The 13,465-nt window shown below is 72.7% G+C and carries 13 protein-coding genes and 1 pseudogene; 3 read left to right on the forward strand and 11 right to left on the reverse strand.

The genetic code is table 11. The features are described 5' to 3' along the window. Nucleotides 1-11: 11 nt before the first annotated feature. The 10 genes from ACZ60W_RS13000 to ACZ60W_RS13045 form a co-directional block, all read right to left on the reverse strand. Entirely contained in the window at nucleotides 12-1,352 is a 1,341-nt protein-coding gene (locus ACZ60W_RS13000) for a sulfate adenylyltransferase subunit 1 (protein ID WP_469755385.1), read from the reverse strand. Next, the gene (gene cysD, locus ACZ60W_RS13005) at nucleotides 1,352-2,287 is read right to left on the reverse strand and encodes a sulfate adenylyltransferase subunit CysD (RefSeq protein WP_469755386.1); all 936 of its coding nucleotides are present in this window, start codon (nucleotides 2,285-2,287) and stop codon (nucleotides 1,352-1,354) included. Before cysD ends, ACZ60W_RS13000 begins: the two co-directional genes overlap by 1 nt. After that, the gene (gene cysC, locus ACZ60W_RS13010; RefSeq protein WP_469755387.1) at nucleotides 2,284-2,862 is read right to left on the reverse strand and encodes an adenylyl-sulfate kinase; all 579 of its coding nucleotides are present in this window, start codon (nucleotides 2,860-2,862) and stop codon (nucleotides 2,284-2,286) included. The genes cysD and cysC overlap by 4 nt, the downstream gene beginning before the upstream one ends. Next, a complete protein-coding gene (locus ACZ60W_RS13015; protein WP_469755388.1) occupies nucleotides 2,862-3,569 on the reverse strand; it encodes a phosphoadenylyl-sulfate reductase in 708 nt (235 codons plus the stop codon). The genes cysC and ACZ60W_RS13015 overlap by 1 nt, the downstream gene beginning before the upstream one ends. Next, complete coding sequence (locus ACZ60W_RS13020; RefSeq protein WP_469755389.1) at nucleotides 3,566-3,745, reverse strand: hypothetical protein; 180 nt, start codon at nucleotides 3,743-3,745, stop codon at nucleotides 3,566-3,568. The genes ACZ60W_RS13015 and ACZ60W_RS13020 overlap by 4 nt, the downstream gene beginning before the upstream one ends. After that, nucleotides 3,742-5,439, reverse strand: a complete 1,698-nt coding sequence (locus ACZ60W_RS13025) for a nitrite/sulfite reductase (RefSeq protein WP_469755390.1) — start codon at nucleotides 5,437-5,439, stop codon at nucleotides 3,742-3,744. The genes ACZ60W_RS13020 and ACZ60W_RS13025 overlap by 4 nt, the downstream gene beginning before the upstream one ends. Before the next feature lie 136 nt (nucleotides 5,440-5,575). Beyond that, complete coding sequence (locus tag ACZ60W_RS13030) at nucleotides 5,576-5,659, reverse strand: putative leader peptide (RefSeq protein ID WP_310591794.1); 84 nt, start codon at nucleotides 5,657-5,659, stop codon at nucleotides 5,576-5,578. A gap of 154 nt (nucleotides 5,660-5,813) precedes the next feature. Next, entirely contained in the window at nucleotides 5,814-6,383 is a 570-nt protein-coding gene (locus ACZ60W_RS13035; RefSeq protein WP_469755391.1) for a GNAT family N-acetyltransferase, read from the reverse strand. Nucleotides 6,384-6,605: 222 nt separating this feature from the next. Then, complete coding sequence (locus tag ACZ60W_RS13040) at nucleotides 6,606-7,898, reverse strand: GAF domain-containing protein (protein ID WP_469755392.1); 1,293 nt, start codon at nucleotides 7,896-7,898, stop codon at nucleotides 6,606-6,608. 551 nt (nucleotides 7,899-8,449) lie between these two features. After that, a complete protein-coding gene (locus ACZ60W_RS13045; RefSeq protein ID WP_469755393.1) occupies nucleotides 8,450-10,105 on the reverse strand; it encodes an acyl-CoA dehydrogenase family protein in 1,656 nt (551 codons plus the stop codon). A gap of 17 nt (nucleotides 10,106-10,122) precedes the next feature. Between ACZ60W_RS13045 and ACZ60W_RS13050 the strand changes: the two genes are divergently transcribed. Together ACZ60W_RS13050 and ACZ60W_RS13055 are read left to right on the forward strand one after the other, a co-directional pair. After that, nucleotides 10,123-11,247 (forward strand): YihY/virulence factor BrkB family protein, encoded by a 1,125-nt coding sequence (locus tag ACZ60W_RS13050; protein ID WP_469755394.1) that lies wholly within the window; start codon nucleotides 10,123-10,125, stop codon nucleotides 11,245-11,247. Between the two features lie 36 nt (nucleotides 11,248-11,283). Then, complete coding sequence (locus tag ACZ60W_RS13055) at nucleotides 11,284-12,030, forward strand: DUF6597 domain-containing transcriptional factor (protein WP_469755395.1); 747 nt, start codon at nucleotides 11,284-11,286, stop codon at nucleotides 12,028-12,030. Here the strand turns inward: ACZ60W_RS13055 and ACZ60W_RS13060 are convergent. Further along, the gene (locus tag ACZ60W_RS13060) at nucleotides 11,958-12,380 is read right to left on the reverse strand and encodes a VOC family protein (RefSeq protein WP_469755396.1); all 423 of its coding nucleotides are present in this window, start codon (nucleotides 12,378-12,380) and stop codon (nucleotides 11,958-11,960) included. The genes ACZ60W_RS13055 and ACZ60W_RS13060 overlap by 73 nt on opposite strands. A gap of 146 nt (nucleotides 12,381-12,526) precedes the next feature. Here ACZ60W_RS13060 and ACZ60W_RS13065 point away from each other — a divergent pair. Continuing rightward, a pseudogene (locus ACZ60W_RS13065) lies at nucleotides 12,527-12,838 on the forward strand (ribosome small subunit-dependent GTPase A); the annotation flags it as partial. Between the last annotated feature and the right edge of the window lie 627 nt (nucleotides 12,839-13,465).

The following is a 13,465-nucleotide window of genomic DNA, read 5'->3' on the forward strand; positions in this document are numbered from 1 at the left end:
CCTGGGTCATCTCAGAAATCCCACCCTTCTTCCTCGTCCACCGCGGCGACGGCCTTGGCCGTGGCGAAGGACTCGCCCGCCATGCCCGCCGCGAGTGTGGTGCCGTCCGCCGGGTCGATCAGCAGGAACGAACCGGTGCGCCGGGAGTCCGCGTACGAGTCGAGCGCGAGGGGCTCGGCCGTTCGTACAACCACCCGGCCGATGTCGTTGGCGACCAGCTGCCCGGGGTTCGGGTGCTGGGACAGGTCGTCCAGGGTCAGCCGCGAGGGGATGTCCTTGACGATCGCCTTGACCGTGCGCGTGGTGTGCTTGAGCAGGACCCGCTGGCCCACGGCGAGCGGCTGGTCGGCCACGTGGCAGACCGTCGCCTCGACGTCCTGGCTGGTCGCCGGCGCGTCGCCGACCGGGGCGAGCAGGTCGCCGCGGGAGATGTCGATGTCGTCGGCGAGCCGGATCGTGACCGACTGCGGGGCCCAGGCGATGTCCACCGACTCGCCGAGGGCGTCGATCCCGGTGATCGTGGACGTCTTCCCCGACGGCAGGACCGCGACCTCCTCGCCGACCCGGAAGGCCCCGGCGGCGATCTGGCCGGCGTAGCCGCGGTAGTCGGGGTGCTCGGCGGTCTGGGGGCGGATCACGTACTGGACGGGGAACCGCGCGTGGCAGGCCGTCAGGTCGTGGCTCACCGGGACGGTCTCCAGGTGCTCCAGCACCGTCGGGCCGCCGTACCAGTCCATGTGCGCGGAGGGCTCCACCACGTTGTCGCCGGCGAGCGCCGAGATGGGGATCGCGGTGATCTCCGGGACGCCCAGCTCGGAGGCGTAGGTGGTGAACTCCTCGGCGATGGCGGCGAAGACGGGCTCGGCGTAGTCGACGAGGTCCATCTTGTTCACGGCGAGGACGACGTGGGGGACGCGCAGGAGGGCGGCGACGGCGGCGTGGCGGCGGGTCTGCTCGACGACGCCGTTGCGGGCGTCGACGAGGACCACGGCGAGCTCGGCGGTGGAGGCGCCGGTGACCATGTTCCGGGTGTACTGCACGTGCCCGGGGGTGTCGGCGAGGATGAACCGGCGGCGGGCGGTCGCGAAGTAGCGGTAGGCCACGTCGATGGTGATGCCCTGCTCGCGCTCGGCCCGCAGGCCGTCGGTGAGCAGCGCCAGGTCGGGCGCCTCCTGGCCCCGCTTGATCGACGCGGCCTCCACGGCCTCCAGCTGGTCGGTGAGGACCGACTTGGAGTCGTGCAGGAGCCGGCCCACCAGGGTGGACTTGCCGTCGTCGACGGAGCCGGCGGTGGCGAAACGCAGCAGGGTGGTGGCCGAGACGTCGGCGAACTGCTCGGTGGACGTGCTCATTAGAAGTACCCTTCGCGCTTGCGGTCTTCCATCGCGGCCTCGGACATCTTGTCGTCGGCGCGGGTCGCGCCCCGCTCGGTGAGGCGGGAGGCGGCGATCTCGGCGATGACGGCGTCGAGCGTGGTGGCGTCGGAGTCGACGGCGCCGGTGCAGGACATGTCGCCGACCGTGCGGTAGCGGATGAGCCGCTTCTCCACGGTCTCGGTCTCCTTCGGGCCGCCCCACTCGCCGGCCGTCAGCCACATGCCGTTGCGGGCGAAGACCTCGCGCTCGTGGGCGAAGTAGATCTCCGGCAGCTCGATGCCCTCGCGGGCGATGTACTGCCAGACGTCCAGCTCGGTCCAGTTGGAGAGCGGGAAGACGCGGACGTGCTCGCCGGGGGCGTGGCGGCCGTTGTAGAGCTGCCACAGCTCCGGGCGCTGGCGGCGCGGGTCCCACTGGGAGAACTCGTCGCGCAGCGAGAAGACCCGCTCCTTGGCGCGGGCCTTCTCCTCGTCGCGGCGGCCGCCTCCGAAGACGGCGTCGAAGCGGTGCTGCTGGATCGCCTCGGTCAGCGGGACGGTCTGCAGCGGGTTGCGGGTGCCGTCGGGGCGCTCGCGCAGCTTGCCGGCGTCGATGTACTCCTGGACGGAGGCGACGTGCAGTCGCAGTCCGTGCTCGGCCACGACGCGGTCGCGGTAGGCGAGGACCTCGGGGAAGTTGTGCCCGGTGTCGACGTGCAGCAGCGTGAAGGGGACCGGCGCCGGCGCGAACGCCTTGAGCGCCAGGTGCAGCATGACGATCGAGTCCTTGCCGCCGGAGAAGAGGATCACCGGCCGCTCGAACTCTCCCGCCACCTCGCGGAAGATGTGGACGGCCTCGGACTCCAGGGAGTCCAGGTGCGACAGCGCGAACGGGCTGCCGGTCGCCTCGTGGACGTTGACGACGGTGGTCACAGCAGACCCCTCTCGGTGAGCAGCGCGTGGAGCTGCGCCGCGGACTCCTGCACGGTCTGGTTCTGGGACTCGATCCGCAGATCGGGGTTCTCGGGCGCCTCGTAGGGGTCGTCGACGCCGGTGAGGCCGGAGATCTCGCCCGCGGCCTGCTTGGCGTAGAGGCCCTTGACGTCGCGGACCGAGCAGACGTCGACCGGCGTGGCCACGTGGACCTCGACGAAGGCGGTGCCCTCGCCCTGGTGGCGCTTGCGGACGGCCTCGCGGCTGTCGGCGTACGGGGCGATGACCGGGACCAGGACCTTCACGCCGTGCGAGGCGAGGAGCCCGGCGACGAAGCCGATGCGCTGCACGTTGGTGTGCCGGTCCTCGCGGGTGAAGCCGAGGCCCGCGGAGAGGAACTCGCGGATCTCGTCGCCGTCGAGGATCTCGACGCGGTGGCCTTCGTCGCGGAGCCGGCCGGCCAGTTCGTACGCGATGGTCGTCTTGCCGGCGCTCGGCAGGCCGGTGAGCCAGATGGTGGCACCGGTCACGTGGTTCTCCTGGGAGGTGGGGGAGGTCTGAGGGGTGGTGGTCATCAGCCGTGGATCCCGCATTCGGTCTTGGCGCGGCCCGCCCAGCGTCCGGCGCGGGCGTCCTCGCCCTCCAGGACGCGGCGGGTGCACGGGGCGCAGCCGACGGAGGGGTAACCGTCCATCAGGAGCGGGTTGGTGAGGACACCGTGCTCCATGACGTAGGCGTCGACGTCGTCCTGCGTCCAGCGGGCGATGGGGGAGACCTTGACCTTGCGCCGCTTCTCGTCCCAGCCGACGACCGGGGTGTTCGCCCGGGTCGGGGACTCGTCGCGGCGCAGGCCGGTGGCCCACGCGCGGTAGGAGGTCAGGCCCTCCTCCAGCGGCTTGACCTTGCGCAGCGCGCAGCACAGGTCGGGGTTGCGGTCGTGGAGCCGGGGGCCGTGCTCGGCGTCCTGCTCGGCCACGGTCTGCCGCGGGGTCAGCGTGATGACGTTGACGTCCATCACGGCGTCGACGGCGTCGCGGGTGCCGATGGTCTCCTCGAAGTGGTAGCCCGTGTCGAGGAAGACGACGTCCACGCCGGGCCGGACCCGGGAGGCCAGGTGGGCGACGACCGCGTCCTCCATGGAGGAGGTGACGCAGAACCGGTCGCCGAAGGTGTCGACCGCCCACCGGAGGATCTCCAGCGCCGGGGCGTCCTCCAGATCACGGCCGGCCTGCTCGGCGAGTGCCTTGAGGTCGGCCGCGGTGGCTTCCTGAATGATCGTCATATGTCCTGCCCTCCCGTGGTGTCACTCGAAGTCGCCGGGGCGAGCAGCCCCAGGAACTTCAACTGGAAGGCTCGGCTGCACGCGGCGCATTCCCACGCGCCGTGCCCCTGCTCGTTGGGGCGCAGGTCCTCGTCCCCGCAGTAGGGGCAGAAGAAGGGGGCCGCACGCTCGCTCATGACAGCGACTCCTCGGAGGCGCGGGCCGTCCAGGTCGCGAAGCGCTCGCCGTCCTCGCGCTCCGCCTGGAAGCGGGTGAGGACGCGCTCCACGTAGTCGGGGAGCTCGGCTGCGGTGACCTTGAGGCCGCGGACCTTGCGGCCGAAGCCGGCCTCCAGGCCCAGGGCGCCGCCCAGGTGCACCTGGTAGCCCTCGACGCGGTTGCCGTCGTCGTCCAGGACCAGCTGGCCCTTGAGGCCGATGTCGGCGACCTGGATACGGGCGCAGGCGTTCGGGCAGCCGTTGATGTTGATCGTCAGCGGCTCGTCGAACTCCGGCAGGCGGCGCTCCAGTTCGTCGATGAGCGAGGAGCCGCGGCCCTTCGTCTCGACGATCGCGAGCTTGCAGAACTCGATGCCGGTGCAGGCCATCGTGCCGCGCCGGAACGGCGAGGGGGTGACCCGCAGGTCCAGCGCCTCCAGGGCGGAGACGATGCCCTCGACCTGCGCCTCCTCGATGTCGAGGACGAGCATCTTCTGTTCGGCGGTGGTGCGCAGGCGGCCGGAGCCGTGTGCCTCGGCGACGGCGGCGATCTTCGTCAGGGTGGCGCCGTCCACGCGGCCGACGCGCGGGGCGAAGCCGACGTAGAAGCGGCCGTCCTGCTGGCGGTGGACGCCGACGTGGTCGCGCCACTGGCCGGCGGGCTGCTCGGGGGCGGGGCCGTCGGTCAGCTTCCGCTTCAGGTACTCGTCCTCCAGGACCTGGCGGAACTTCTCCGGGCCCCAGTCGGCGACGAGGAACTTCAGGCGGGCGCGGTTGCGCAGCCGGCGGTATCCGTAGTCGCGGAAGATCGAGATGACGCCCTCGTAGACGTCGGGGACCTCGTCGAGGGAGACCCAGGTGCCGAGGCGGACGCCGAGCTTGGGGTTGGTGGAGAGGCCGCCGCCGACCCACACGTCGAAGCCGGGGCCGTGCTCGGGGTGGCGCACGCCGACGAAGGCGATGTCGTTGATCTCGTGCGCCACGTCGAGCAGCGGCGAGCCGGAGACCGCGGACTTGAACTTGCGGGGCAGGTTGGAGAAGTCCTTGTTGCCGACGATCCGGCGCTGGATCTCGTCGATGGCGGGCGTGCCGTCGATGATCTCGTCCTCGGCGATGCCGGCCACGGGCGAGCCGAGGATGACGCGCGGGGTGTCGCCGCAGGCCTCGGTGGTCGACAGGCCGACCGCCTCCAGGCGGTTCCAGATCTCGGGGACGTCCTCGATGCGGATCCAGTGGTACTGGACGTTCTGCCGGTCGGTGATGTCGGCCGTGCCGCGCGCGAACTCCTCGGAGATCTCGCCGATGACCCGGAGCTGCTCGGTGGTCAGCCGGCCGCCGTCGATGCGGACGCGGAGCATGAAGTACTCGTCGTCCAGCTCCTCCGGCTCCAGCACGCCCGTCTTGGTGCCGTCCAGACCCTGCTTGCGCTGGGTGTAGAGGCCCCACCAGCGCATGCGTCCGCGCAGGTCGTTGGGGTCGATGGAGTCGAAGCCGCGCTTCGAGTAGACCGTCTCAATGCGTGTCCGCACATTGAGACCGTCGTCGTCCTTCTTGAACTGCTCATTGCCGTTCAGCGGGGTGAAGTGCCCCACGGCCCACTGACCCTCGCCACGGTGGCGTCCGGCCTTGCGGCGGGCGGCGGCGGGAGTGGGGTTTTCCGGGGTGGCGGCCATGGCGTCTTGTCCTTCGGGACTGCGAGAGGGCGGCTCTGACCTGCACACTCACACTCAGGTCAGAGGGTGGCGCGTCAGTGCGCAGCAGGGTGGGGCAGAGTCGGACTGAAAGGAGATCGCGGCGGTGCTGGTTCTCTCAGCGCGCCGGACAGATGGCGCTGGACATGCGGCCGAGGTCGACGTGCCGCCGACTCACCAAGGCAATTCCAGTTCCAGACATGACGGAAGCGTGTCACGGGACTTTGGACCCAGTCCAGCATCGTCCAGGATTTGGACAAACTGGTCTCGCTTCATGAGACGGTGTGCTCTGGGTCACGTGAAGGGGGCCCTGATCAGGGCCCCTTTGCGACGCTTCGGTGGTTCCTCCGGGTGCCTCAGGCGTACGCGCCGGGCCACGGACCGGGGGTCTCCGCCTCCTCGGCCTCCTCGACCTTGGTGTCGAAGAGCCGGAAGCCGCGCCGTTCGTAGTTGGCCATGGCGTGCGGACCGTCCAGCGAGCAGGTGTGCAGCCACACCCGCTTCGTCTCCTCCCGGTCCGGCCAGCGGTCCGCCAGGTCCCAGGCCCGCGCCACCCCGTACGACAGCAGGTGCCCGCCGATCCGGCGGCCCCGGAAGGCCGGGATCAGGCCGAAGTAGACGATCTCCACCACGCCGTCGTCCTGCGGGTCCAGCTCCACGTAACCGGCCGGCGTGCCCCGGTCGTACGCCACCCAGATCTCGGCGCCCGGCTTCTCGACGATCTCCTGCCACTGCGGGTAGGTCAGCGACAGCCGGTCGGACCAGCGGATGTCGCCGCCGACGGCGGTGTAGAGGAAGCGGCTGAACTCGGCCGACGGCACCTCGGCACGGCGGATCGCGACGTCGTCGCCCTCCGGCGGGGTCGCGGGACGCAGGTCGGACGGCGAGGTCTGTTCGAGGGACCAGGTGGTGAGAGTGATGCTCATGCGCCCATCGCATCATGTGGAGCGTCGGATTCCCATACCGGTCCCGCTCGGGGTTCGGCTCACGGCCCGGCGCACGGTCCGGCTCGCGGCCGGTTCCCGGAGGGCGCCGGTCCGCATGTTGGACACGCCCGGACGCCCTTCTCCGACGCCCAGTCCCCGACGCGCCGGCCAGTGCGCACCTTCCCCCGGCCCTCCTGGCCCCGCCCTCCTCGCCCCGGGCCGCTACCCCGGGACCCCGGCGCGGACCGCCGGCGCCGTCGAGTGGGGCAGGAGGTCCGCAGGGCGCCGCGGGCGCAGGACCTCCACCGCCACCTCCTCGCGGAAGCGGTACGGGCGGTGGGCGAGGACCCCCGCCAGGTTCCGGCGCACGCGGGACATCTCGGCCCGCACGGTCACCGTCCGGGTCCGGTCCCCGAAGACGTCGTCCGCCAGCTCCGCCGCCGTCCGCCCGTCGCGGTGGAGCGCCAGTACGTAGAGGAGCTCGGCGTGCCGGGGGCTGAGCTCCTGCTGCCAGCTGCCCGCCGCCCCCGAGACGGCCACCGTCCACCGGCGCGGCCGGCTCAGGTCGAGCACCACCCGGCTCGCGACCTCCGTGCCCGGCTCCTCACCCCGCGTCTCCTCCTCGACCCGCAGCAGCCAGCCGCCCGGCAGCGGCTCCACCGCGCACACCCCCAGCGACGGCAGCCACACCCGGCCGGCCCGGAAGGACTTCGGGAGGGCGATCCGGTCCACCGGCGCGAGCCCGGTCACCGCCGCCGTCCAGCCGTGGGCGTCCACCGCGACCGCGCGGCCGCCCACCCGGCACAGGATCGGTGCGGCCACCGCCCGCAGCCGCTCGATGGCCCCCCGGTGCCGCTCCCGCATCTCGGCCTCGGCGAGCCGGGCCACCGAGCCGACCAGGGCCAGCATCGCCGGATGGAAGCTGGACGCCGGACCGCTGACGTCGACGATCCCCAGGAGCCGCTGGTCGCGCGGGTCGTGCACCGGCGCGGCCGAGCACGTCCAGTTGTGCAGCGCCTGGACGTAGTGCTCGGCGGAGTGCACCTGCACCGCCCGGCCCAGGGCGAGCGCCGTGCCCACGGCGTTCGTGCCGGTGGTGTGCTCGGTCCAGGTCGCGCCCTCCTCCAGACAGATGCCGTTGGCCTGCCGGAGCACCGTGGGGTGGCCCTGGCGCCAGAGCACCCGGCCGTGCTCGTCGGTGACCACCATGATCTGGAGGGAGGTGTCGGCGATGCCGGCGAGACCGCCGCTCAGCGTCTGCATCACTTCGGAGAGCAGGGTCGTCCGGCGCCGCTCCTCCAGCTCGTCCCGCTTGAGGAGGACGCTGCGCGTACCCCGGTCCGGGTCGAGGCCGAGCCGGGCCATGCGCCGCCAGGACGCGTCGATGACGGGGCGGGGGGCGATCGGGGGAGTCCGGCCCGCCAGGGTCTCCTCGCGCACCCGGTGCAGCAGCCTGGTGGCCTGGGCGGCGTCCATGGACGCCAGCCGCCTCATGTCGAGCTGCGTGTTCTTCATCGGTCTCTCCCAGCCACCCGGGGTGCTGTATCGGTTCTGCACGGGGCAGATGTCCGGAGTGTCGGTGCCCATCGTGCCGTCCTGGACCACTCCGCGAGGCCCGGTTCGGGTAATCCTGCAACCCTTTGCAACTCTGGCGACCGCCCGCCCTCCTCGGCGAAGCTGGCGTGAGCGGCGGGTGGTGCCGTGTCGGCGCAGCACCACCCCCGCTTTTCCGCGCGTGCCGACCCTCTCGGGTCCACCCCTGGCACGGGCGGCTCGACATGAGGGACCCCCGGCCGCCAGCACGCGGCCTCGCCTCCGGCCCCGGCCCGGACGCGGCCCCCTGCCCCGGACGCGGCCACCAGCTCGGGCCGTACGACGCCCGGAGCGGCGCCCCACGCGGCCGCGCGCGCACGCCCCGGCGTGACCACGCGCCCGCCGCCACGCCCCCCACACCCTCCGCCCCACGCGGTCACGCCCGCCGCCACGCCCCCACCTCCTCCGCCCGACGCCGTCACGCCCCCCCCACACCCTCCGCCCCACGCGGTCACGCCCGCCGCACCCGGGCCTCAGACCTCCGGGCGTGCCCGCTCCACCAGCGCCCGCAGGTTCAGCGTGTGCGGCAGCGTCCCGAACGCCGACCCGCCGTCACCGCCGAGCCGTCCCGCGCAGAACGCGTCCGCCACCTCGGGCGGCGCCCACCGCACGAGCAGCGCGCCCTGGAGCACCAGAGCCATCCGCTCCGCGAGCCGGCGGGCGCGCGCCTCGATGCCGTCCAGGTCAGCGAGTTCGACGAGGAGCCCCCGGATCGCCCGGTCGAGCCGGTGGTCCGCGCCCCGCGCCTCGCCGACCTCCCGCAGGAAGGCGTCGAGCGCCTCGGGCGCGGTCCGCAGGGCCCGCACCACGTCGAGCGCCTGGACGTTCCCCGACCCCTCCCACACGGAGTTGAGCGGCGACTCGCGCAGCAGCCGCGGCATCCCGGACTCCTCCACGTACCCGTTGCCGCCCAGGCACTCCAGCGCCTCCGCCACCACCGGCGTGCACCGTTTCGTCACCCAGTACTTCGCCGCCGGCACGGCGACCCGCAGCAGCGCCCGCTCCCGCTCCGCCCCCGGGCCGCCGGCGTCGACCGCGTCGTAGGCCGCCGCGAGCCGCATCCCCAGGACGGTCGCCGCCTCCGACTCCAGGGCCAGATCGGCCAGCACGTTGCGCATCAGCGGCTTCTCCGCGAGCGGCCCGCCGAACGCCTCGCGGTACGTGCAGTGGTGCACGGCCTGGGACACCGCCTGCCGCATCAGCGCCGCCGAGCCGAGGGCGCAGTCGAGCCGGGTCGCGGCCACCATGTCCATGATCGTGGGGACGCCGCGCCCCTCCTCGCCGACCCGGCGCGCCCAGGTCGTCCCGTCGAACTCCACCTCGGCGGAGGCGTTCGACCGGTTGCCCAGCTTGTCCTTGAGGCGCTGGAGGGCGAACGCGTTGCGCGAGCCGTCGGCGAGGACCCGCGGCACCAGGAAGCACGTCAGCCCCGCCGGAGCCTGCGCGAGGACCAGGAAGGCGTCCGACATGGGGGCCGAGCAGAACCACTTGTGCCCCGTCAGGACGTACTCCCCGTCGGCCGCCAGCGGCGTCGCCTCCGTCGTGTTCGCCCGGACGTCGCTGCCGCCCTGCTTCTCCGTCATCGCCATGCCGATCAGCGCGCCCGGCTTCTCCGCGACCGGAGCCAGGTCCCGCTCGTACACGTGCGACGTGGCCGCCGGCACCCAGACCTCCGCCAGCTCCGGCTCGACGCGCAGCGCGGGCACCGCCGCGTGCGTCATCGACACCGGGCAGCCGTGGCCCGCCTCCGGCTGCGACGCCACCAGGAACCCGGCGGCCCGCCGCACATGGCCACCCGGACGGCCCCACGCGTCCGTCAGCCCGGCGCCGACGGACCGGCCGAGGAGCCGGTGCCAGGACGGGTGGAACTCGACCTCGTCGATCCGGTGACCGTACCGGTCGTGGGTCCGCAGGCGCGGCGGGAAGGCGTCGGCCTGCTCGCCCCACTCCCTCACCTGCGCCGAACCGGAGGCGCGGCCCAGCAGGGCCAGCTCCTCGCGCGCCCCGTCGAGGAGCTCCGGCGCGAGGTGTCGCGCGACCGCCTCCGTCAGCGCCCGGTCGCACGAGAAGACGTCATATCCCACCAGGGGCGGAGCCTGGTTGGTCACTGTGTGGGTGGTCCGTGACATGCCGATACGGTAAGCAGGTGCAGGCAGCAAGCGAAACACCCGAACGGCCCGAGCGGCGGCCCTGGAGCAGGCTCCACCGCGCGCGCGTCCTCTACCGCAACGTCTCGAAGCGGAAGATGGTCTGGCTGCTCCTCAAGGACACCGTCAACTCGTGCATCGAGTACCGGATCCTCGGCCTGGCCGCCGAGGCCGCCTTCTTCACCCTGCTGTCCCTGCCGCCGCTGCTCCTCGGCCTCATCGCCCTCCTCGGGTACGCCGACGACTGGACGAACACCGACACCGTCGCCAGCATCCAGGAGAACATCCTGCGGGCCGCCGGAACGGTCCTCTCCGACCGGGGCGTCGAGGACATCGCCAAGCCGATCCTGGACGACGTCACCCAGGGCAAACGGCCCGACCTGATCTCCCTCGGCTTCGCCATCGCCCTGTGGTCCGGATCGCGCGCGGTGAACGTGTTCATCGACACCATCACCGTCATGTACGGGCTCGACGGTCACCGCGGCATCGTGAAGACCCGGCTCCTCGCCTTCCTCCTGTACATCGTGGCGCTCCTCATCGGCGCCGTCGTGCTCCCCCTGGCCGTGGTCGGCCCCGACCGCGTCGTCGAGCTCGTCCCCTGGGGCACCGAGGTCGTCGCCGTCCTGTACTGGCCGGCCGTCATCCTGCTCTCGATCGCCTTCCTCACCACGCTCTACCACGTCTCCGTGCCCGTCAGATCGCCGTGGATCGAGGACATCCCGGGCGCCCTCGTCGCGCTGGCCATGTGGGCCCTGGGAAGCTTCCTGCTGCGCATCTACCTCACGAGCCAGGTCGAGGGCCCCACCATCTACGGCTCGCTGGCCGCCCCCATCGCGGTCCTGCTCTGGATCGGCATCTCGGCCTTCGCCGTGCTCGTCGGCGCCGCCGTCAACGCCGCCATCGACCGGGTCTGGCCCTCCGTCGCGACCGCCGCCGCCCGCGAGGCCAACGAACGCGCCCGCGCCATCCAGGCCGCCGAGCTCGTCGCCCGGGTGCGCGCCGAGGCGGAGGACGTCGACGAGGACGACCCCGACATGCCGTCCGAGTTCCCCGAGCGCTGGTCCCGCTTCCTGCCTCCGGACGACGTGAAGTCCCGCCTCCACTCGGGCTGGGAGAAGGACTGACCCCCGCGGCCGCCGTCCCGGCCGTAGCCTCGGAGGATGTACGAGGAGCGTCCCGCCCTGCTCGACGGAGCCGTCCTGTGGACCCGGACCGCCGCGTCCGCCCCGCGGGAAGTCCGGCCCGTCCTCCCCGACGGCTGCATGGACCTGATCTGGGCCGACGGCGGCCTGTTCGTCGCCGGACCCGACACGCGCGCGTACGTACCGCCGGAGACCGCCGCCCGGTACGCCGGGATCCGCTTCGCCCCCGGCGGGGCGCCCGCGTTCCTCGGCGTCCCGGCCCACGAACTGCGCGACCGACGGGTCCCCCTCGGGGCGCTCTGGGGCGGGTCCGAGGCGCGGGAGCTCGCCGAGCGGCTCACGGAGGCCGAGGATCCGGCCCTGGCCCTGGACGCGTTCGTCCAGCGCCGGGCCGCCGGCGTCCCCGCGCCCGACCCGCTGCTGCGGGCCGTCGTGGCGCGGCTCGCCGCCGGCCGGCCGGTCGCCGAGACCGCCGACGCGGTCGGCCTCGGCCCCCGGCGGCTGCACCGGCTCTCGCTGGACGCCTTCGGCTACGGGCCCAAGACCCTCGCGCGCGTGCTGCGCCTCCAGCGGGCCCTCGCCCTGGTCCGGTCCGGCGTGCCGTACGCCGAGGCGGCGCTCCGCTCGGGCTGCGCCGACCAGGCCCATCTCGCCCGCGAGACCAGGGCCCTGGCCGGCACCACCCTCGGCGCCTACGCGCGCGGGGCGGCCGCGTCCGCGAAGAGCGAGACGCCGCAGCCGTCCGGGTCCAGGACCACCGCGTAGCGCTGGCCCCACACGGCGTCCCAGGGCTTCAGGTGCCCCCGGTACCCGGCGGCGACCAGCTCCTCGTAGACCGCGTCCACCTCCTGCGGAGCCCCGCAGCGGAAGGCGAGCTCGATCCGGTTCCCGCCCTCGGGCCGGGTCCAGCCCGGTTCGAAGGAACGGATGACCTCCTCGGTGTCCCAGGCGATCCGCAGCCCGCCGGGCAGCGCCGCCTCCACGTGCGGGGCCGACTCCGCCCCGGCCGGGACGTCCAGGCCGAGGCGGCGGTAGAAGGCGAGCGAGGCGGCCATGTCCGAGACGACGAGGCCGACGAGGTCGAGACGGGGGGTGACCCGGGGTGCTGTGTCCATGCCCCGCACGCTAGGAGCCGCCCGCCGTCGCGTCTTGTACGAATCGGACACGGAACCGGCCGTCGCGATGGCAGGAAAAAATCGGTGGCGGGCGCCGGAAGGCACCGGCTCCGGTGCATCCCGTACGAGATCGAGCGAACCCCCCTTTGTCTCTCCCGCTCTCCCTCGCTTCCTCCTTCTCCACCTCCTCCCCGCTCGACGCCCACGGCGGGGAGTCCGGCTGGGCCACCGCCTTCGCGCCCTACGCCGCCCAGGGACTCGTCCCGGGCCGCGTCGTCCGCGTGGACCGCGGCCAGTGCGACGTCGCCACCGCGGAGGGGATCATCCGCGCCGACACGGCGTTCGTGACCCCGCACGACCCGCTCCGGGTGTTCTGCACCGGCGACTGGGCCGCCGTCGACCCCGCCGGGGCCGGCGACCCCCGTTACGTGCGTGCCTGCCTGCCGCGCCGTACGGCGCGAACGCCTCCTGGCCCTGGCCTGGGAGTCCGGCACGAGCATGCAGCGGAGAGATTGCCGGTGCGGGCGTCCAACGCGTACATCTGGTCGCCCCAGGAGCAGCCCACGCAGACGGTGTCGCCATGTACAGCGGGGCGCTGATCACCGGCTTGGTGGCGGAAGGGGCCACTGGACCTTCCCGGTGCTGCCCTCCGAGGCGTACACCTCGGCGGCCTCTTTCCCGCGCTGGCCAGGTACGCCGTTGTGCAGCGCGTACAGGATGTCCCGGAGACATAGCCGGTCCGGCATCGGCTGCGACGCCTGCGACCGCTCGGGCCGGGGCGACAGAAGCGGCTCGGTCGGCTTTGGCTCGCACACCATCAATTCCGCCAGAATCAAACACCTGGCCGGTATCGGGCGAAGTGCATGCCCATCCGTACTCAATGCTCCGGGATGTCCACTTGGTTGACAGTCCATCACTTCACTGATGAGTATCCGTGCGCCGTGATCGCGAGCTTGAGCTCACCTGTGTGCGGTCCTGCGGGCGCGGCACTGCTCCAAGCGCGTCGGAAGTCTCCGGCGGGCTCACTAGGCGTGCTGTTTTCCGTGTGTGGGCCGACTTCTCGCCTGCGCGGGATCCGGCCCGCC

This window comes from Streptomyces sp. NPDC104202, assembly GCF_055584185.1.